Annotated in this window: 15 protein-coding genes, 1 tRNA gene and 1 pseudogene; 5 read left to right on the top strand and 12 right to left on the bottom strand. The window is 68.0% G+C overall.

Annotation, left to right across the window (positions count from 1 at the left end; translation table 11 throughout):
* The first annotated feature begins 1 nt into the window (after position 1).
* The gene (gene hrpB, locus ACWIEX_RS20995; RefSeq protein WP_454034896.1) at positions 2-2,506 is read left to right on the top strand and encodes an ATP-dependent helicase HrpB; all 2,505 of its coding nucleotides are present in this window, start codon (positions 2-4) and stop codon (positions 2,504-2,506) included.
* 192 nt (positions 2,507-2,698) lie between these two features.
* Here the strand turns inward: hrpB and ACWIEX_RS20990 are convergent, their stop codons facing one another.
* From ACWIEX_RS20990 to aroA, 3 genes are all read right to left on the bottom strand, one after another.
* On the bottom strand, positions 2,699-3,505 hold the full coding sequence (locus tag ACWIEX_RS20990) for a DUF1194 domain-containing protein (RefSeq protein WP_454034895.1): 807 nt from the start codon (positions 3,503-3,505) through the stop codon (positions 2,699-2,701).
* Between the two features lie 115 nt (positions 3,506-3,620).
* Positions 3,621-4,274 carry a (d)CMP kinase gene (cmk, locus tag ACWIEX_RS20985; RefSeq protein ID WP_454034894.1) on the bottom strand — a complete coding sequence of 218 codons (654 nt, stop codon included), beginning with the start codon at positions 4,272-4,274 and terminating at the stop codon, positions 3,621-3,623.
* Entirely contained in the window at positions 4,271-5,614 is a 1,344-nt protein-coding gene (gene aroA, locus ACWIEX_RS20980) for a 3-phosphoshikimate 1-carboxyvinyltransferase (RefSeq protein ID WP_454034893.1), read from the bottom strand. The genes cmk and aroA overlap by 4 nt, the downstream gene beginning before the upstream one ends.
* A gap of 217 nt (positions 5,615-5,831) precedes the next feature.
* On the opposite strand from aroA, the gene ACWIEX_RS20975 reads away from it, so the two are divergent.
* The 4 genes from ACWIEX_RS20975 to ACWIEX_RS20960 all read left to right on the top strand — a co-directional run bounded on the left by ACWIEX_RS20975 (position 5,832) and on the right by ACWIEX_RS20960 (position 8,122).
* Complete coding sequence (locus ACWIEX_RS20975; protein ID WP_454034892.1) at positions 5,832-6,230, top strand: TIGR02300 family protein; 399 nt, start codon at positions 5,832-5,834, stop codon at positions 6,228-6,230.
* Between the two features lie 166 nt (positions 6,231-6,396).
* Positions 6,397-6,472 (top strand) — tRNA-Ala (locus tag ACWIEX_RS20970).
* A 325-nt stretch (positions 6,473-6,797) separates the two neighbouring features.
* Positions 6,798-7,079, top strand: coding sequence for a hypothetical protein (locus tag ACWIEX_RS20965; protein WP_454035263.1), 282 nt, complete (start codon positions 6,798-6,800; stop codon positions 7,077-7,079).
* Positions 7,080-7,120: 41 nt separating this feature from the next.
* The gene (locus ACWIEX_RS20960; RefSeq protein ID WP_454034891.1) at positions 7,121-8,122 is read left to right on the top strand and encodes a pyridoxal-phosphate dependent enzyme; all 1,002 of its coding nucleotides are present in this window, start codon (positions 7,121-7,123) and stop codon (positions 8,120-8,122) included.
* 21 nt (positions 8,123-8,143) lie between these two features.
* Here ACWIEX_RS20960 and ACWIEX_RS20955 read toward each other — a convergent pair whose 3' ends face one another.
* The 9 genes and pseudogenes from ACWIEX_RS20955 to ACWIEX_RS20915 form a co-directional block, all read right to left on the bottom strand.
* A complete protein-coding gene (locus tag ACWIEX_RS20955; protein ID WP_454034890.1) occupies positions 8,144-9,289 on the bottom strand; it encodes a Gfo/Idh/MocA family protein in 1,146 nt (381 codons plus the stop codon).
* A 207-nt stretch (positions 9,290-9,496) separates the two neighbouring features.
* Positions 9,497-10,477, bottom strand: coding sequence for an arginase (gene rocF, locus ACWIEX_RS20950; protein ID WP_454034889.1), 981 nt, complete (start codon positions 10,475-10,477; stop codon positions 9,497-9,499).
* A gap of 107 nt (positions 10,478-10,584) precedes the next feature.
* A complete protein-coding gene (gene efeO, locus ACWIEX_RS20945; RefSeq protein ID WP_454034888.1) occupies positions 10,585-11,409 on the bottom strand; it encodes an iron uptake system protein EfeO in 825 nt (274 codons plus the stop codon).
* A 1-nt stretch (position 11,410) separates the two neighbouring features.
* A complete protein-coding gene (gene efeB, locus ACWIEX_RS20940; RefSeq protein ID WP_454034887.1) occupies positions 11,411-12,730 on the bottom strand; it encodes an iron uptake transporter deferrochelatase/peroxidase subunit in 1,320 nt (439 codons plus the stop codon).
* Complete coding sequence (locus ACWIEX_RS20935) at positions 12,727-13,677, bottom strand: cupredoxin domain-containing protein (RefSeq protein WP_454035262.1); 951 nt, start codon at positions 13,675-13,677, stop codon at positions 12,727-12,729. Before ACWIEX_RS20935 ends, efeB begins: the two co-directional genes overlap by 4 nt.
* Before the next feature lie 57 nt (positions 13,678-13,734).
* Positions 13,735-14,559: pseudogene (gene efeU / locus ACWIEX_RS20930) on the bottom strand (iron uptake transporter permease EfeU); the annotation flags it as partial.
* A 280-nt stretch (positions 14,560-14,839) separates the two neighbouring features.
* Complete coding sequence (locus ACWIEX_RS20925) at positions 14,840-16,222, bottom strand: aldehyde dehydrogenase family protein (RefSeq protein WP_454034886.1); 1,383 nt, start codon at positions 16,220-16,222, stop codon at positions 14,840-14,842.
* Positions 16,223-16,257: 35 nt separating this feature from the next.
* Positions 16,258-17,913 (bottom strand): acetolactate synthase large subunit, encoded by a 1,656-nt coding sequence (locus ACWIEX_RS20920; RefSeq protein WP_454034885.1) that lies wholly within the window; start codon positions 17,911-17,913, stop codon positions 16,258-16,260.
* A gap of 143 nt (positions 17,914-18,056) precedes the next feature.
* Positions 18,057-18,845, bottom strand: a complete 789-nt coding sequence (locus ACWIEX_RS20915; RefSeq protein ID WP_454034884.1) for a class II glutamine amidotransferase — start codon at positions 18,843-18,845, stop codon at positions 18,057-18,059.
* Positions 18,846-19,031 lie beyond the last annotated feature (186 nt).

Genomic DNA, 19,031 nt, shown 5'->3' with positions numbered 1-19,031 from the left:
CATGCGCGCCTTCGACACAGCCCTCCCGATCGACGCCGTTCTTGGGCGTCTCGCTGCCGCCTTGAGGGCGCGGCCGAACGTCGTTCTGGTGGCCCCGCCCGGCGCCGGCAAGACCACGCGCGTGCCGCTCGCCCTGCTCGACGAGCCCTGGACGAAAGGCGGCAAGCTGATCGTGCTCGAACCGCGCCGTCTCGCGGCCCGCGGCGCGGCGAACCGGATGGCGCAGACGCTGGGTGAGCGCGTCGGCGATACCGTAGGCCTGCGCGTGCGCCTGGGCTCGAAGATCGGCCCGAAGACGCGGATCGAGGTTGTCACCGAGGGCGTCTTCGCCCGCATGATCCTCGACGATCCCGCGCTGGACGGCGTCGCGGCTGTGCTCTTCGACGAGTTCCACGAGCGCTCGCTCGATGCCGATTTCGGGTTGGCGCTGACGCTCGATGCGCAGGGCGGCCTGCGCGAGGACCTGCGCCTCCTCGTGATGTCCGCGACGCTGGATGGCGCCCGCGTCGCGAGATTGCTCGGCGATGCCCCGGTGATCGAGAGCGAGGGCCGCGCCTATCCCATCGAGACGCGCTATCGCAGCCGCGACCCACTGAAGCGCATCGAGGATCAGGTCACCGAGACGATCCTGCTGGCGCTCAACGAGCAGCCGGGCTCGCTGCTTGTCTTCCTGCCCGGCCAGGGCGAGATCCGCCGCGTCGAGGAGCGCCTGCGCGAAAGACTGCGCGATCCGGCCGTCGAGATCGCACCGCTCTATGGCGCGCTCGACCAGCGCGAGCAGGACCGCGCCGTGCTGCCGGCACCCGCCGGCAGGCGCAAGATCGTGCTCGCGACGGCCATCGCCGAGACCTCGCTGACGATCGAGGGCGTGCGCGTCGTCATCGATTCCGGCCTCGCCCGCGTCCCGGTCTACGAGCCCGATATCGGCGTGACCCGATTGGAGACCCGCCGTGTCAGCCGCGCCGCCGCCGATCAGCGCCAGGGCCGCGCCGGCCGCACCGAGCCGGGCGTGTGCTACCGGCTCTGGGAGGAGGCCGCGACCGGCGCGCTCGAAGCCTTCGCAAGACCGGAAATCCTCTCGGCCGATCTGAGCCCATTATTGCTCGACTGCGCCGCCTGGGGCGTGGGCGACCCGACGACCCTTGCGTTCCTCGATCCGCCCCCCGCGCCGGCCCTCAAGGAAGCCCGTGCTTTGCTGGGCAATATCGGCGCGCTCGATGCCGATGGCCGCATCACGCCTGATGGACGCGCCTTGCAGGCCCTGCCCTTGCCGCCGCGACTCGCCCGCATGGTCGTCGCTGCCGCCCGCTTCGGACAGGTTGACGCTGCTGCCGATCTCGCCGCCGTGCTGGTCGAGCGCGGTCTCGGCGGCGATGTGATCGATCTTGCCGAACGACTGGAACGCTACGGCCGCGAGCGCGGTGGCCGGGCCGGCGACATGCGCCGCCTCGCCGAAGGCTGGGCACGAACTGCCGAGCGCAGCGTTGGCAAGGATCAGGCTTCGGGCGGCGAAACCCTCTCACCCGGTCTTCTGCTTGCCTTCGCCTATCCGGATCGCGTCGCCAAGGCGCGCACGCCCGGCTCCGGCCAATATCTCCTCGCCAATGGCCGCGGCGGCGCGCTGGAAGCCTCGCAGCGCTTGGCGCGCGATCCCTATATCGTTGTCGCGGAGATGACCGGCGCGGCCCAGCAGGCCCGTATCATGGCCGCCGCAACGCTCAACGAAGCGGAGATCGCGACGCTCGTTTCCCGAGGCCTCGCGCCCTTCGCCATCGCGGAGCGCGAGGAGGCGAGCTTCGACCGTGCCGCCCGCGCCCTGCGCGCCCGGGCCGTGCGCCGCTATGGCGCGCTCTCGCTCTCGGAAAGGCCGCTGTCGGTTGCGGATACGCCCGAAAATGCCGAGGCGCTGGCCAAAGGCATCGCCGCGCTCGGCATCAATCTCCTGCCCTGGACCAGGGGGCAGAACCAGTTGCGCGAGCGGGCCGCCTTCCTGCGCAAGGCCGAACCGGAAGCCGGTTGGCCCGATCTCTCCGATGAAGGCTTGTCGCAGGAGCCGGAACTCTGGCTGGCGCCGCATCTCGTCGGCCGCGCCTCGCTCGCCGCGATTCAAGCGTCCGATCTCGATTCGGCGCTGGCGGGCCTCCTGCCCTGGGAAATGAAGCGCCGGCTCGATCAGGAGGCCCCGACCCATTTCACCGCGCCGACCGGTTCCTCGTTCGCGGTCGACTATGCCGCCGAGGCCGGCCCGACAATCTCGGTGCGCGTGCAGGAACTCTACGGCCTCGCGATCCATCCGGCTTTGGCCGGCGGGCGCGTGCCGCTGGTGCTGGAATTGCTCTCACCGGCACACCGCCCGATCCAGGTCACGCGCGATTTGCCCGGCTTCTGGCGCGGCTCATGGGCTGCGGTGAAATCCGAGATGAAGGGCCGCTATCCCCGCCATCTCTGGCCGGACGACCCCGCCGCCGCGCTGCCGACGACGCGGGCGAAGCCGCGCGGGACATAAATCAACATGCGGCCGGGATTCGTGATCTCCCTTCTCCCCTTGCGGGAGAAGGTGCCGGCAGGCGGATGAGGGGTCGCGCAGGTTCGGAAGGTCGCTGCTGCGCCAACGATGCGCGTCGCGCGACCCCGCATCCGCCTCGGCTGCGCCGAGCCACCTTCTCCCGCAAGGGGAGAAGGGAGGTGGCGGCTCCTCTCAATTCCCCATCCGGTCGCGCCATTGCCGCTCGCCGGCGAGGCAGGTCGCGATATTGCCGGACTGCGCCTTCTGGACCGTCGCATCGGCCGGCGCCTCGGCGATCTCGCGCAGCAGCTTCGTCTTCGTCGCCTCGACGAATTGGCTCTTCTCGCGGATCGGGATGACGAAGGCGCCGATGCCGGTGATGACGCAGTCGGTGTAGTAGGTGTCGAGATTGTCGATGTCGAAATAGCCGGCCTGCTTCAGCATCACCGGCAGGCCGTTGATGGCGATGCCCTTGGCACCGGCCTCGTCGCGCGCCGTGGTGACCGGGCGCCCGTCATTGTTGGCACCGTCGCCGGAGATGTCGATGACGCGCCGCATCGCCGTCACGTTCGACTGTTCCAGCAATTGCACGCCGAGATCGATCGCGCCGGAGATCGAGGTGCGCCGGCCGCGCCGGGTCGGCGCCTCGCCCAGCTCCTCGGCGAAGGCCATGGCCGCGGCGGGCCCGTCGATCACCTTCCAGGGCCGGACGACGAACTGGAAGCTCCCGCCGGCCCATTCGAAATAGGTCACAGCGATCTTGCCGATCGCGCCCTTGTTGATAGCGTCGTGCAGCTGTTTCGAGCGGAAGGCCTCGATATAGCCGTTGCGCTGCAAGGCGAGCTCGTCGAGATCCATCGAATAGGAGACGTCGACCGCCAGCACGAGCGCGACATCGACCTCCTCGGGTGGTGGCGCAGCCGTCTGGGCTCGGGGCAGGGCGGGCTGCCAGAGCGCCGCTGCTGCCAGACATGAGAGACCGTACAGCCAGCGCCGCATCGCCACCTCCGTCGCGTTGTCGCGATGGGAGAGTGTGCGCTTGGGCGAGACACCCGCCAAGCCTGAAAATCCGGCTGAGGGCGCCTGTTCGATAGCAAATTCGCGAGCGGTGCGCTCAGGCGGCGCGCCGGCCCTCGACGATGCCGATCGCCGCAGCGGCGGCCTCCTCGACGGTCAGCGCCGAGGTGTCGAGCACCACAGCATCCTCGGCCGCCTTGAGCGGCGCGTCGCTGCGGCCCGAATCGCGGGCATCGCGCCGGCGGATATCGGCGAGGATGCCGTCGAGGGTGACGGCCTCGCCGCGTCCGACCAGTTCCTTGTGCCGGCGCGCGGCGCGCACTTCCGGTGTCGCCGTCACGAAGAGCTTGGCCGGCGCTTCAGGGCAGATCACCGTGCCGATATCGCGGCCGTCGAGCACGGCGCCGCCGGGTTGGGCTGCGAAGCGCCGCTGCCGGGTGAGCAGGCCGGCGCGTACAGGCGGCATCGCCGCGACCACGGAAGCCGCTTCGCCGATCTCGCGGCCGCGCAGCCGCTCCTCCGGGAAGGCGGTCTCGTCGAAGCTGCCGACGATGGCTTCGGCCGCTGCGGCATCGTGGATGTCGTGGCCGGCATCGAGCATGGCGCGCGCCACCATCCGGTAAAGCAGGCCGGTATCGAGATAGGGCAGGCCGTAATGCGTCGCGAGCCGGCGCGCGAGCGTGCCCTTGCCGGACGCGGCCGGGCCGTCGACGGCGATGACGAGGCGGCCGGGCCGCGCCGCCGCGCTCATCCGATCTGGCCTCCGAGGCCGTTCATCAGCGGGATGAAGCTCGGGAAGCTCGTCGCGATCATGGCGCCGTCATCGACCACGACCGGCTCGCGCGTCGCCAGCCCCAGGACGAGGAAACTCATCGCGATGCGGTGGTCGAGATGGGTCGCGATCGGCCCGCCACCACGCACCGGTCCGCCGCCCGAGCCCTCGACGATCAGGTCGTCGCCCTCGATCCGGCAGGTCACCCCGGCGGCCTTGAGCCCTGCCTCGACCGCGGCGAGGCGGTCGGATTCCTTGACGCGCAGTTCCTGCAGGCCACGCATCCGCGTCGTGCCCGTGGCGAAGGAGGCGGCCACTGCCAGCACCGGATATTCGTCTATCATCGCCGGCGCCCGCTCCGACGGCACCGTCACGCCCTTCAGGCCGGAGGCGCGCACGCGCAGGTCGCAGACCGTCTCGCCGCCCTCGTTGGCCTCGCGCTCGACGGTGATGTCGGCGCCCATCTCGCGCAGCGTGGTGAGCAGCCCTGAGCGCAGCGGATTGGTCATCACGCTCTCGATCAGAATGTCCGAGCCCGGCACGATCAGCCCCGCCACCAGCGGGAAGGCCGCCGAGGACGGGTCAGCCGGCACGACGATCGGCGCCGCCTTCAATTCCGGCTGGCCCTTCAGCACGATGCGCCGGCCATGTTCGCCCTCTTGCGTCACCGTGATCTCGGCGCCGAAATGCGCCAGCATCTTCTCGGTATGGTCGCGGGTCGCTTCCGCCTCGATCACTGTGGTCTCGCCGGGCGCCGCGAGTGCGGCGAGCAGCACGGCCGACTTGATCTGCGCCGAGGCGACCGGCGGGCGATAGACGATCGGGATCGCCTCCTTCGGCCCGCGCAGCGTCAATGGGACGCGCCCGCCCTCCTGCTGCGAGACGACGGTGGTGCCCATCTGCTCGAGCGGGTCGAGGATGCGCCGCATCGGCCGCTTGCGCAGCGAGGCGTCGCCGTCGAAGGTTGTGGTGATCGGATGCGAGCCGCAGACGCCCATCATCAGGCGCGAGCCGGTGCCGGCATTGCCGAAATCCAGCACGTCGGCCGGTTCGCGCAGGCCGCCGACGCCGACGCCCTGCACGCGCCAGGCGCCCGGGCCGTCATGATGGACGATGGCGCCGAGCGCGCGGGCGGCGGCGGCGGTGCGCATCACGTCCTCGCCCTCGAGCAGGCCGGTGACCCTGGTCTCGCCGATCGCCAGCAGGCCGAAGATCATCGCCCGGTGCGAGATCGACTTGTCGCCGGGCACGCGGACGCGGCCCTTGAGCGGGCCGCCTGCGCGAGCGGTGACGGGAACGGGTTCATGGTCGTGGGACACGGGGCGCGGTCTCTGCAAGCGGGCCGAATAAGGAATGCGCGCAAGGCCGTAGCATGGTCGCGCGCGGCGCGCCAAGACGCGCGCGGCGCGGTGCGCGAAACCGTCGCTTCGGGCGTCGGGTTTGACGCTCCCTGCAAATCAGTATTTGACAGCATCGCTCGCCCCGACTAACGGACGCGCCTGCTTTTCAGAACATGATAGTTGAAGGTCCGACGCAGTGGCGAAACCGGAACTCGGAACGAAGCGCGTTTGCCCGGTCACGGGGCGCAAATTCTACGACCTGAACAAGGATCCGATCGTCTCGCCCTATACGGGGCAGGCTTATCCCCGGGCGATCTTCGAGCCGCAGGCCAAGGCCGCACCGGCGCCGAAGCCTGAGGCCGACGAGGAGGACGAGACCGAGGCCGCCGACAGCGCCGTCGAGATCGTTTCGCTCGACGAGGCCGATGCCGAGGCGTCGGAGAAGGAAGCCGTCGTCACCAGTGAGGACGATATCGAGGTCGAGGACGTCGGCGACGACGAGGACGACAACACCTTCCTCGAGGAAGATGAGGAAGGCGACGACGACGTCGCCGACCTGATCGATGGCGACATCGAGGGCGACGAGGACAACTGATTCCTCGCCCCTGAAAAAGATGACGACAAAGCGACATTAGGCGCTTGTGTCTTCCGCCCGAGCCGCCTATAGAGCGCTTCGTCGCCGCCGGGCGGCCCGGACGGAACCGCCGAGGCGGGTACCAAAATCCGGTTGGTGATCGGTCCCCAAGCCGATCATCGCGAGTGGGGCCATAGCTCAGTTGGGAGAGCGCTTGAATGGCATTCAAGAGGTCGGCGGTTCGATTCCGCCTGGCTCCACCAAATCTCTTTCATCCGCGAACGGCAGGCTTGGTTCGTTCCGGATCGACGCTTCGGCGCTCCCCAAATTGCGAACGGTCCGGGGCCGGCTGAAAGCGTGATGGAAGATCATCGCCGCGCCTGGCCTGATTCGTCCAAGCTCTGCCGCATATCGCGGATCGGCTGAGCCCGAGCGACGGAGTCGGGCAAGCGCTCCCTCCCTCTCGCCTCATCGACACATTGGCGCGTGCCTTTGCTCCGCTGGAAGCCGCGAATCATCCAGGCAGCTTGCCGTGCGAGCGTCAGCGTGAGAGCCACCCGGTTGCACGCTCCGGACAAGGAAGCAGGAATGGCCAAGCGCACGAAATCGAAAGCCCTCGATACCGAGTTCACCATGTTCGATGTCGTCTACGAGGACGGCTCGCGGACCTCGAACCGGCGCGTTCCGACGGCCTTGCTCGGCGGCCTGGACGGCGATGAACCGGCCCGCACGGCCATCATGGAGCAGGATCAGGTCATTTCGGAAAAGTCGGGCAAGCCGCCCCTGGCGATCAAGACGCTCGCGCGGTCGTCCAAGTCGGTGGCCGAGCCGGATCAGCGCAAGGACGATCGCAAGAAGCGGTCGGCGTGATGCCGGGTTTGCCGTAGGCGCGATCAGGGGGCTGTGAGCTGATGGCGGATTTGCAGCGCATCCTGCGCGAGCCACGCTACGACCTCGTCAAGGCGCCGACGCCGCTGCAGCGCCTCTCCGGCTTCGAGCGGAGGCTCGGGCGACCCGGCCTCTACATGAAGCGCGACGACCTGATGGAGATCGGGCTCGGCGGGAACAAGCTGCGCAGCCTCGAATTCTGGCTCGGCGCCGCCCTGCACCAGAGCGCCGACATCGTTCTCGTCGCGGGCGGGGCGACGTCCAATCTCTGCCGTCTCACCGCTGCCGCCGCGGCGATGGCGGGGCTGGACTGCGTGATCATCCACAATGCCGAGGACAGCCCTGCGAATCGCGAGCGCTCCTTCCTCAACCGGTTGTTCGGCGCAGAAACCCGCTTCATCGGCCCGGTCGATGAGGACGAGCGTGGTGCGGCGATGAAGGCGGCTGCCACGGAGCTGAAACGGCAGGGGCGGGCGCCCTATATTGTCGGCGATGCCGTTCTCGGCGCGCTCGGCTATGCCCTCGCCGCTTTCGAACTGCATGAACAGTCGCAGCACGAATCGGTGCCACTCCGCCATGTCTTCCTGGCGGGCTCGATGGGGCCGACGGAAGCGGGCTTCATCTTCGGCAATGCCATGCTCGGCCACCCCTTCCACGTCCATCTCGTCAGCGTCGAATACGGGCAGGCGGAGCTGGAGGAGCGCATCCGCCGAATCTACGAGGGCATCGGCCAGCAGAGTGGCCTGGCGGTCGGCGGACTCGACGAGGCTCCGCTGCACTATCACATGGCCCATCTCGGCGGCGGCTGGGGCGTTCCGACGCCCGAGTCGGAAGCGGCGATTGTCGCCTTTGCCCGCACCGAGGGCATCCTGGTCGAGCATATCTACACGGCCAAGACCTGCGCCGGTTTCCTCGAGCTTGTCGTCAATGGCGCGCTTCCACAGGGCGAGCCGGCCTGCATCATCCATACCGGTGGAACCGCCTCGCTGTTCGCTCAACGCGAGCAGTTCCGGACGGTGAGCTGAGAGGCCCGGCCTCGACGCCGGTCAGAAGCGCGAGCGCGGCCTGTAGGGCTGGGCCAGGTCGCGGGCATTGTTGAGGGCGAGTGCGAGTTCGGTGATGTGCAGGGCGAGCCCGCCCGAGAAGCGTGGTGCCTCGCCGCGCCTGATCGCCTCGGCCTGATCCGCCACGCCGCGCATGAAATCGATCTGCGAGGGGTACCCGGGCAGGACCTTGCTCGTTGGCGCTGCCGGATAGGTCAGCTTGCGCCCCGGCGTCGGCGTCCACGGCAGTGCGCGCCCGAGCTTGGCTTCGGCCCGCGTCAGAATGCGCCCGAGCCATGGTCGCGGCGCACCGGTCTCCTCGACATGGACCACGGAGCGATTGTCCCAGAGGTCGCGCACCGTCAGCGAGCCCTTCTCGGCGAAGACCTGTAGCGAGCGGTCGCGGGGCGCGGCAAGCCCGTTGGTCAGCCTTGCGACGACGCCCGAGTGGAAGACCAGGCACCCCACGGAGAAATCCGGTGCCATCGTGATCCGTTCGGTGCCCGGCCCCTTGTCTGAGAAGGTCACGGCGGAGAAGGCGGTCAGGCTTTCGACCGGGCCGAACAGCGTCACCAGCCAGGACAGCGCGTAACCGGCATGCTCCAGCGTGCAGCCGATCTCGAACTCGTGCAGTCCGGGCCAGGGCGCCCCCGAACGCGAGCGCCAGCTTGCCCATTTGTCACGGAAGACCGGGCCGTCCTCCATCGCGGCATAGACCAATCGCGGCACCCCGATCCGGCCGGAGCGCAAGGTATCTTCGACGAGGCGATGCGTGTCGCTGAGCCCGTTGGCGGGGGCAGTGGCCAACGTCAGACCGGAGCCTTTCGCCTGCGCCACCAGCGCTTCGGCCTGCTCCAGCTCCATCGCCAGCGGTTTCTCGCAATAGACATGCTTGCCGGCTGCGAGCGCGCGGCTCGTGATCTCGTAATGGCTCTCCGGCGTCGTCAGATTGACGATGATCTGCACTGCGGGGTCGACCAGCAGGGTATCGAGATCCGGATAGGCCGGGACATTGTGGAAGGCGCGGAAGGCTTCGAGCCGCGCGGCGTCGCGATCCCACACGCCCGCGAGAGCGAGCGCCGGATGGTTCGCCAGCGTCGTCATGTAGTAGTCGGCGACGAACCCCGTGCCGACGAGCGCGATCTTCATGCCCGATTCCGTTCCATCGACTGACAAGCCGACGGAACCGCCTCTATCATGCAAGGATGAAGATCGGCTTTCGTTGGACTGCGCCCAGACCGCCTTGCCGTCATTGCGAGGAGCGAAGCGACGAAGCAATCCAGGGAGACCGGGCTGAACCGTTCAACCCAGACCCCTGGATTGCTTCGCTGCGCTCGCAATGACGAGTGGTGCGATTTAGGCCGCGCCGATCGCGTTCGACGGAGTCTGCCGGTCGGTGATTTGCTGGCCGAACAGGCTGCCGGCGAGCTCGACCGCGAGGCGGGCCGTCTGGCCGCGATCGTCGAGGAAGGGATTGAGCTCGACGATATCCATCGAGCGCACCAGCCCGGAATCGTGCAGGAGCTCCATCACCAGGTGCGCCTCGCGATAGGTCGCGCCGCCCGGGACGGTGGTGCCGACGCCCGGCGCCAGCGGCGGATCGAGGAAATCGACGTCGAAGGAGACATGCAGGACGCCATTGGCCGCGCGCACCTTCTCGATGACCTGGCGGATCAGGACGCCGACGCCGTGCTCGTCGATGGCGCGCATGTCGGCGATGTCGACGCCGCGCGCCTTCACCGCGGCCTTCTCCAGCGGGTCGATTGAGCGGATACCGAACAGGCTGAGCTGTTCATAGGCGATCGAGGCGCGCGGCTCGCTGCCCAGCAGGTCGTCGAGCCCGGCCTCGCCGCAGAGGAAGGCCGAGGACATGCCGTGCATGTTCCCGGAAGGCGAGATCGCCGGCATGTTGAAATCGGCATGGGCGTCGAGCCAGAGCACGAAGAGCTTGCGGCCCTGCTCCTGCCAGTGGCGGGCGACGCCGTTGACCGAGCCCATCGACAGGCTGTGGTCGCCGCCGAGGAAGATCGGCGTGTCGCCGGAGCGGGCGATCTCGTAGGCGCGGGCGCTGAGCGCACGCATCCAGGCGGCGATCTCGTTGTAGAAGCGGGCATTGGCCGGGGCCGGGCCGTCGACCGGCTTCAGGTCGCGCGGCAGGATGTCGCCATGGTCGCTGACCGTGTAGCCGAGGCTTTCCAGCACGCCGGCGAGGCCGGCGGTGCGCAGGCCAGCCGGACCCATCAGGGCGCCGCGGCGCGAGGCGCCGACCTCGATCGGCGCTCCGAGCAGGGCGATGCGGCCCTGGGACGCGGGAGCATTGGCGGAGGAGGCGGTCATGCTGGCGATCCGTTCATGGGATTTCGATGGGCGTCAGACGCCGATGCGCCGTCCATGGCGCATCGGCTCCCCCCTGTCGAGTGGCGCGCTCGCGTAACCGGTTGATGTCAGCCGAGGCCGAGCACGCCGCGCAGCTTCGACAGGTCTTCCGCCAGCGTCGTGATCATGGCAGCCAGGGCCTTGCGGTCGGCCTCGCTCAGCTTGTCATAGGTTTCGAAGCCGCCGTCCTTGAGCTTGTACTTGGCCAGCGTCTTGTCGACCGTCGCGAAATTGGCGTCGATCTTGCCGGCCAGCGCCTTGTCTTCCTTGACGACCAGTGGCCGCAGCAGGTCGACGATCTTCTTGGCGCCGTCGACATTGGCCTGGAAGTCCCAGAGATCGGTATGGCTGTAGCGGTCTTCCTCGCCGGAGATCTTGGTCGCCGCGACCTCCTCGATCAACGCCGCCGCGCCACCGACCATCTTGTCCGGCGGAACCGTCAGGCCCTTGATGCGGCTCTGCAATTCGGTGACATCGGCGATGAGCTTGTCGGCGAAGGAGCTAAGCCCTTCCGTGCTGTTCTTGGCGAAGAGCCCGTATTCGATGCGGTGGAAACCGGTGAATTCCGGGTCCTCCTCCTTCTTCTCATGGTCGTCGGCGCGCGCGTCGATCTTGCCGTCGAGATCGCTGAACAATTCGGCGACGGGCTCGATCATCTCGTAGGAGACGCGCGTTGGCGCATAGAGCGCCTTCGCCTTGGCGAGGTCGCCGGCCTTGACCGCATCGGTGAAGGTTTTGGTGTCCTTCACCAGCTGGTCGACGCCTTTCGAGACATAGAGCTTGTATTCGGCGACCGGCGCCACGAGGTCGAGCGGCGAGGCGGCCAGCGCCGATCCGGCGGTCATCACGGCGATCAGGCTGGCTTCGGCCAGCCCTGCGAGACGCAAGCTCATATCAATCTCCTGTCTTGCGGGGGGAAGAGGTCTTCGAGGCGGGTGTGATGCCGCGCGCGGCCCGGATCAGACCGGCGCCGAGATAGCTCCCGCCATCCGGCACGCCGGGCAGGGCGAAGAAATAGCCGCCGCCGACGGGCTTGATGTATTCCTCCAGCGGTTCGCCATCGAGGCGTTTCTGCACGGCGATGAAGCTGCGCTCGAGGTCCTGCTGGAAGCAGATGAAGAGCAGGCCCATGTCGAGCTGCCCGGCGCGGGTGACGCCGTTCGAGTAGTTGAACGGCCGGCGCAGCATCCGGCTGCCTTCCGTCTCCGGCCGGCGCGGATTGGCGAGCCGGATATGGGCATCGAGTCTGGTGCGCTTGCCCTCGGGGTCGTCGGCATAGACCGGCTCGTCATATTCGCGCTTGCCGCCGAAGGGCGCACCGCTCGCCTTCTCGCGGCCCATGATCGCTTCCTGCTCGCCAAGCGGTGTGCGGTCCCAACGCTCGACGAAATTCCGGATGATCCTGACGACCTGATAGCTGCCGTTCGCGGCCCAATCGGGCTCGTCGGAGCCCGATTGCACCCAGACGAGATGGTCCATCAGCGCCGTGTCGGCGGCATCGGGATTGGCGGTGCCGTCGCGGAAGCCGAGCAGATTGCGGGCGCTCTCCGCCGGCTCGCCCCGCTTCGGCTTGAGCATCGGCACCGTGCCCTCCTGCTTCCAGCGCAGCAGCAGAAGGTCCGGCGCGTTCTTCAGGATGTCGCGCAGCGCATGGATGCTGGTGTCGGCGGTGTTGGCGCAGAATTGCAGCAAGAGGTCGCCATGGCAGAGCGCGCCGTCGAGCGCGTCGTTGCGGAAGCGCTTCATCCGCTGGAGATGCTTCGGCTTGAGCGGGCCGAGTCCGAAACGCTCGTCGAAGAGCGAGGCGCCGAGCGCCACGGTGACGGTCAGGTTGTCGGGCGCGATGACCGGGCCGAGGATGCCGCTGTCGGGCGGCGGAAAGCCCGGATCGGCGGTCGGGGCCGGCCCGCCCTGCATCAGGAAGGCGATGCGCTCGCTGAGCAGCCGGAACAGCCGTTCGAGTTCGTCGAGCGAGGTCGCGGTGACGTCGAAGGCGGCGACCAGGCCGGTGGCTGGGCGCGGCGTGACGATGCCGGATTGATGAAGGCCGTGGAACGGCTGGCGCTGTGCGGTCGTGCCGCTTTCCGGCGCTGCCGCGGGGTTCTGGACCGGTTCGGTTGCTGCCTGCGCCAGCGAGGCGTTACCGAGGGCGACTGCGCCGCCAGTCAGGAGCGCGCGTCGCGAGGGGGTGAAGGGGTTGGTCGGCTTGGTCATGACTTGCGCTCCGCTTCGGGCAAAGCGAGCGCCTTGCGCATGGCCGAGAGGTCCTCGGCCAGCGCTTGCCGCGCACCACCCGGCTTGGCATCGTCGGGCAGGGCGACGAGATCGCTCCGGATACGCCCCGCCAGTTCGGGGTCGACGCGTACGGTCAACGGCAGCAGCAGTTTTGCGATATCGCGCGCGGCGGCGACATCCTCGGGCGAGGCGGTTTCGCTGTCAGGAGACGACAACAGGCTGATCGCGCCGGCCAGCATCGTATCCGGCAGGACGGTGCGTTGGGCGAGCGCGCTGCGGAAAGCCTCGGCGGCCGGCTTTATCCCGGATGCGACATTGGCCGCATCCTCGGCAAGGGCCGCCTGCAACTTGCTGAAAAGAATGTCGAGTTCGGCATCGCCGGCCGTGGCCGGGTGCAAGGCGGGTAGCAGCGCAGCAGCCTCACGACGGGCCTTGCCCGCGGCTTGCGCGTCGCCGGCGCCCTGCGCTTGTTCGAGCGTATCGAGCGCCGTCCCGAGCGCAGCCGAGCGTTCGCTGAGGACGGCGCGATACTCGGCGGCGGGGCCGACCATGTCCATCAGCGTCAACGCTGGGCGTGGCTGCGTCGTCGAAGCCTGCACGATCAGGCGGCCGCGCGGGGCACTGAGCAAGCCGCAGGTGATGGCGTATTCGCCGGGGTGGAGCTGCGTCGTCAGCCGCCGCGATTGGCCGGGCGCGATGTTCTCGCGCTCTTCCAGCACCATGACGCCATCGAGGATCTCCCATTCCAGCACACGCTCGCCGCGATTGCTCACCACGAAGCTGGTCTTCCCGGCGGGGAGCGTCAGCGTCGCCGGCTGGCAGGTCCGGTCGGTGATCGCGATGGCGACATCGGTCGTGCCGGCCGCGGCACCGCGCCGCGCACCGCTGCCGGCGGCGTAGATGAAGGCGGAGACACCGCCACACACCAGCAGCAGCGTGGCGATGCCGGCGAGCTTCAGGCGTGGCGAGCGCTGCGTTTCGAGGCGCGGCGCCGCTACCGTCTGCCCCTCGCGGCCGCCGGCCAGAAACAGGGCGAGCATCGGGATTAGGAAGGCGAGATAGGCGATGACCTCGCCGAGCACCGCCCGTTCCTGGTAGCCGAAGAAGCCGGAGAGGATCGCACCGAGCGCGCTGTCGGCCGGCAGCACCGTGCCGAGATCGTAGACGCTCTGCTGGAGATGGTTCCAGAGACCGGCTTCATGCAGGGAGCGCACCGCATTCGCCACCAGCCCGGCAGCGACGAACAGGATCAGTATGCCGGTCCAGCGGAAGAAGCTGCGCAGGTTGAGCTTCACCCCGAGCGCGTAGATGGCGTAACCGATAATGCTCGCCAATCCGATGCCAAGTCCGGCTCCGATCGCCGGCGCCCAGCCGCTGTTCTGCTGGAAGATGGCGAGCAGGAAGAAGACGGATTCCAGCCCCTCGCGGACCACGGCGAGGAAGGCGAGGCCGACCAGCGCGAGCCCCTGATGGGTGCCGGAAAGCGCGGCATCGACGCCGGCCTGCAATTCGCCCTTGATCGAGCGCGCCGCCTTGCGCATCCAGAACACCATCGAGGTCAGCATCGCCGCCGCGATCAGGCCGATCACGGCCTCGAACAGTTCCTGCCCGCGCTGGGGCAGTTCGCCAACGATGATGTCGAGTGCAGCCCCCGCCGCGAGGCTGACGGCACAGGCGAGGCCGACCCCGATCCAGAGCGCCGGCAGCCATTCGCGCCGCCCGCTCCTGACCAGATAGCTCGCGACGATGCCGACGATCAGCGCGGCCTCGATGCCTTCGCGGAGCATGATGAGAAACGGTACGATCACGGCGAACCCGGTCCGGTTGCACGTCGCGATCAGGCTATTCGCGGCGCAGACAGTCCGTGCCTAGGCAGGCGCAGCGCAGGGGTCAATCAAATCCTGACAGTTTAGAATGATCGTAAGATACTGATCTTGCGGCGGATACTGCCCTAAAGCATGGCTCAACCGCGCCTTCTCGTCATGCTCGCCCTTGTGGCGAGCATCCACGTCTTGAACACCGCACTGCACGAACAGAGACGTGGATGGTCGGGACAAGCCCGACCATGACGGAACGGGCGCGCGCCCGTCAGCGGCGCTTCAGCAGGATCATCTTCTCCTGCGTCATGTCATGCATCGTGTAGGGGATGCCGCCGGTGCCGTAGCCCGAGACGCGCCGGCCGGCGAAGGGCATCCAGTCGACGCGGAAGCTGGTCGGGTCGTTGACCATCACCGCAGAAGCGTCGAGCCGGTTCGCCGCCCGCATCGCGACATCGATGTCCTGCGCGAAAATGCTGGCCTGGAAGGCGACGGGCAGCGAATTCGCCCGCGCGATCGCGTCGTCGAGCTTGCTGTAGCGGTAGATCGCGACGACCGGGCCGAACACCTCCTCGCTGGAGATGCGGGCTTCCGGATCGGGATCGATCAACACCGTCGGCTCCAGCGTCGTCTCCGACAGGCGCTTGCCGCCGGTCGCAAGCCTCGCACCGCCCTTCACGGCCTCGTCGATCCAGGAAGCGACGCGGTCGGCCTCCTTCGGGATGATCAGCGGGCCGACTTCGGTATCGGCGAGCGTCGGATCGCCGGTGCGCAGCTTCTTCACGCGGGCGACCAGCCGCTCGGTGAAGTCGTTGATGATCGCGTCATGGACATAGATCCGCTGCGTCGACACGCAGACCTGGCCGGCATGGTAGTAACCGCCCTTCACGATCGGCTCGATGATCCCCGCGAGATCGGCGCTCTTGTCGACGATCGCCGGCGCGACCCCGCCATGCTCCAGTGCCGAGCGGGCGCCATGGGCGAGCTTGGAATGCAGATACCAGCCGACCTTGGCCGAGCCGATGAAGCTCAGGAAGGCGATGCGCGGGTCGGTGGCGAATTTCTCCGCCAGCGCGGTCTCCAAGGGCACGAATGTCTGGCACCAGGCCTCCGGCAGCCCGGCCTCATGCACCAGCTTGACGAAATCGATGCAGGAGAGCGGCGTCGTGCCGGCCGGCTTGACGATGACCGGGCAGCCGACCGCGATCGCCGGCGCGACCTGATGCACGATCAGGTTGAGCGGGTGGTTGAAGGCCGAGATCGCCGCGACGATGCCGATCGGCTCCTTGGTGGTGAAGGCCCAGCGATCGGCCGCCGCGGCCGAGAGCCCCATCGGGATTTCGCGCCCGGCGAAGTTCCGGAGTTCCTCGGCGGCGTTGTAGACGCCGTCGACCGCCCGGTTCGCCTCGACGATCGCGTCCGGCAGCGGCTTGCCGCCCTCGCGCGCGATCTGCATGGCGAAATGATCGCGCCTTGCTTCGAGGAGGCCGGCGAGCTTGCGCAGGATCGCGATGCGCTGATGCGGCTTCAGCCAGTTGTCGCGATCCCTGAAAACGGCCTCAGCCGCCTTAAGCTTGCGTTCGAGCGCGGCCTCGTCATCGGTCTCGATCTCGGTGATCGGCGCGCGGTCATAGGCTTGCACAACCTGGAGCATGGTCGTCTCCTTGAAGTCTCGATGAGGCCGGCGGATCAGGCGAGATCGACGTCCGGCACCTTGTTCCTGAGTTCCTCGACGAGGACGCGGGTGTTCTCGGAATAGTCGATCGGGCAGTCGACGAGATGGACGCCGCCGCCCTTGAAGGCGGCTTCCAGCGTCGGCACCAGCGCCTCGGCAGAGGTCACGCGCGAGCCCTTGGCGCCGTAGGCCTCGGCGTAGCGGACGAAGTCCGGATTGCCGAAGGTCATGCCGTAGTCGGGGAACTGGTCGACGGCCTGCTTCCAGCGGATCATGCCATAGGCGCCGTCATTGAGGACGAGCACGACGAGGTTGAGCCCGAGCCGGACCGCCGTCTCCATCTCCTGCGAGTTCATCATGAAGCCGCCATCGCCGCAGACGGCCATGACGCGCCGTTCGGGATACAGCATCGCCGCCATCATCGCGGAGGGCAGGCCAGCGCCCATCGTCGCCAGCGCATTGTCGAGCAGCAGCGTGTTGGCGACATGGGTGCGGTAGTTCCGTGCGAACCAGATCTTGTACATGCCGTTGTCGAGGCAGACCATGCCGTCCTCCGGCATCACCGCGCGCACGTCATGGACGAGCCGCTGCGGCGTCACCGGGAAGCGGTCCTCCTCGGCGCGGGCATTGATTTTGGCCAGGATCTTCTGGCGCAGTTCAAGCGTCTGCTTCTGCTCGGGCAATTTGCCTTCCAGCCGGTCGGCGAGGCCGGTCATGGTGACCCCGATATCGCCGATCACCTCGGCATCGGGATGATAGACCTGTTCGACGTTGGCCGACTGGAAGCCGAGATGGACCACCTTCGGCCCACCGGCTTGGCGCATCAGGAAGGGCGGCTTCTCGATCGTGTCGTGGCCGACCGCGATGATCAGGTCCGCCGCCGCGACCGCCTCATGGACATAGTCGCCCTCGGAGAGCGCGGCGGTGCCGAAATAGAGGTTCGAGCCGCCGGTGACGGCGCCCTTGCCCATCTGCGTGTTGAAGAAGGGCAGACCGATCCGCCGCACGGCAGCCGAGAGCGGCTCGACGAGGCGCGGCCGGTTGCCGGCGGCGCCGATCATCACCAGCGGGCGCTTGGCGGCGAGGATCATCTCAGCCGCGCGATCGAGCGAGACGGCCGGCGCGATCGGTCGGTCGAGCGGATGGACCGGGATCAGCGGGACGTCCTCGATCTCCTCGGCCGCGACGTCCTCGGGCAGTTCGAGATGGACCGGGCCCGGCCGCTCTTCCATCGCGACGCGGAAGGCGTCGCGCACCACCGAGGGAATGCTGGCGGGGCTGACGATCTGGCGGGTCATCTTGGTCAGCGGGCGCATCGAGGCGACGACGTCGACAATCTGGAAGCGCGCCTGCTTGGCGGTCATGATCGGCTTCTGCCCGGTGATGAGGATCATCGGCATCGCGCCGAGATGGGCATAGGCCGCGCCGGTCGAGAAATTGAGCGCGCCCGGGCCGAGCGTCGCGATGCAGACGCCGGGCCTGCCCGTCAGGCGCCCATGCGTGGCCGCCATGAAGGCGGCGGCCTGCTCGTGCCGCGTCAGCACCAGCTCGATCTTCGACTTCCGCAGGGATTCGACGACGTCGAGATTTTCCTCGCCGGGAACGCCGAAGACGCGATCGACGCCCTCGTTCTCGAGCGCCTCGACCAGAAGATCGGAACCCTTCTTCATCGTCCGTGCCTTTCGCGGAGAGAGCCTCGCTGGAGGGCAAGGCTAGGCTCTCGACGTAGGAACGCAACCGGGAGCGCGTCAGGGCGCGCGGTGCATGGCGGTCCTGCCCGGCCGCGCCTTGAAGCGCGCGGACTGAGGCCGGCTCAGGCCGCCTGTTTCAGCGTGATCTCGAAGGGCGAGAAGGTCACCGTGCCGCCCTGCACCGTGACCAGCGTATTGCAGGGCAGGGCTTGCCAGCATTCGCGGGCGGCATCGACCGGCTCGGAGGCGACGACGACGCTGTCCGGCCGCTCGCAGACATAGAGGCTCGGCGGCTTGGCGTCCGAGGACCAGCGGATCGCGTGGATGCCGTCGCCATCGGCGAGTGCCGCAGCGCAACGCAAGGGCTCGCGCACGCCGGCTTGCTCCATCAGAGAAAACGCGTCGCGGAGCGCCGCTGCCAGCGCGTCGCCCGGTGCCATGCCCTCCGTCAGATGAGACAGGGCTAGCAGGAACAGCGCTTCCGAGTCGGTGGTGCCGGCACGGGCGCCATAGAGCGAATCCGGGATCAGCGCCTCCAGCCGCCGGCGGATCGTGCCGTAGCCGCCGATCTGGCCGTTATGCATGAAGAGATAGCGGCCATGGACGAAGGGGTGGCAGTTCGCGCGCGTCGTCGCGGTGCCGGTCGCGGCCCGGACATGGGCGAAGAACAGATGCGAGCGCACCTGCCGCGCGATCGAGAGCAGGTTCTCGTCCGACCAGGCGGGCCTGACCTCACGGTACTGGCCGGGCTCGGGCCGTTCGCCATACCAGCCGACGCCGAAGCCGTCGCCATTGGTGCCGGTCTTGGCTTCCTCGGCATGGAGCGACTGGTGGATCAGCGAATGGCAGGGCGAGGCGACAAAGTCCTCGAGGAAAACGGGAACGCCGGAATAGGCGAGGAAGCGGCACATCTGCGCCTCGAATCGATGGGGTGGAAGCAGCGGGGAGAATAATGTTCTCCGAAGATGAATGCGAACATAACGATTATTCGCTTCGCCGCCGACGACGCTCTCCCGCCATCTGCTGACGCGAAAACAGGCAGTCGCGCCCTGCGCCTTTCGTCCAATGGATAAGACCCGTACCGTCTTGCGTGGCGC

The sequence above is a fragment of the Allobosea sp. NPDC055353 genome (assembly GCF_053644975.1).
The sequence above is the reverse complement of the archived record's forward strand: the minus strand, read 5'-3'. Positions and strand labels throughout refer to the sequence as shown.

Coding starts and splice junctions, on each gene's coding strand:
- ACWIEX_RS20965 (WP_454035263.1), top strand. CDS start 6,798: ATGGCCAAGCGCACGAAATCGAAAGCCCTCGATACCGAGTTCACCATG.
- ACWIEX_RS20915 (WP_454034884.1), bottom strand. CDS start 18,845: ATGTGCCGCTTCCTCGCCTATTCCGGCGTTCCCGTTTTCCTCGAGGAC.
- ACWIEX_RS20920 (WP_454034885.1), bottom strand. CDS start 17,913: ATGAAGAAGGGTTCCGATCTTCTGGTCGAGGCGCTCGAGAACGAGGGC.
- ACWIEX_RS20925 (WP_454034886.1), bottom strand. CDS start 16,222: ATGCTCCAGGTTGTGCAAGCCTATGACCGCGCGCCGATCACCGAGATC.
- efeO (WP_454034888.1), bottom strand. CDS start 11,409: ATGAGCTTGCGTCTCGCAGGGCTGGCCGAAGCCAGCCTGATCGCCGTG.
- efeB (WP_454034887.1), bottom strand. CDS start 12,730: ATGACCAAGCCGACCAACCCCTTCACCCCCTCGCGACGCGCGCTCCTG.
- hrpB (WP_454034896.1), top strand. CDS start 2: ATGCGCGCCTTCGACACAGCCCTCCCGATCGACGCCGTTCTTGGGCGT.
- ACWIEX_RS20960 (WP_454034891.1), top strand. CDS start 7,121: ATGGCGGATTTGCAGCGCATCCTGCGCGAGCCACGCTACGACCTCGTC.
- ACWIEX_RS20955 (WP_454034890.1), bottom strand. CDS start 9,289: ATGAAGATCGCGCTCGTCGGCACGGGGTTCGTCGCCGACTACTACATG.
- ACWIEX_RS20990 (WP_454034895.1), bottom strand. CDS start 3,505: ATGCGGCGCTGGCTGTACGGTCTCTCATGTCTGGCAGCAGCGGCGCTC.
- cmk (WP_454034894.1), bottom strand. CDS start 4,274: ATGAGCGCGGCGGCGCGGCCCGGCCGCCTCGTCATCGCCGTCGACGGC.
- rocF (WP_454034889.1), bottom strand. CDS start 10,477: ATGACCGCCTCCTCCGCCAATGCTCCCGCGTCCCAGGGCCGCATCGCC.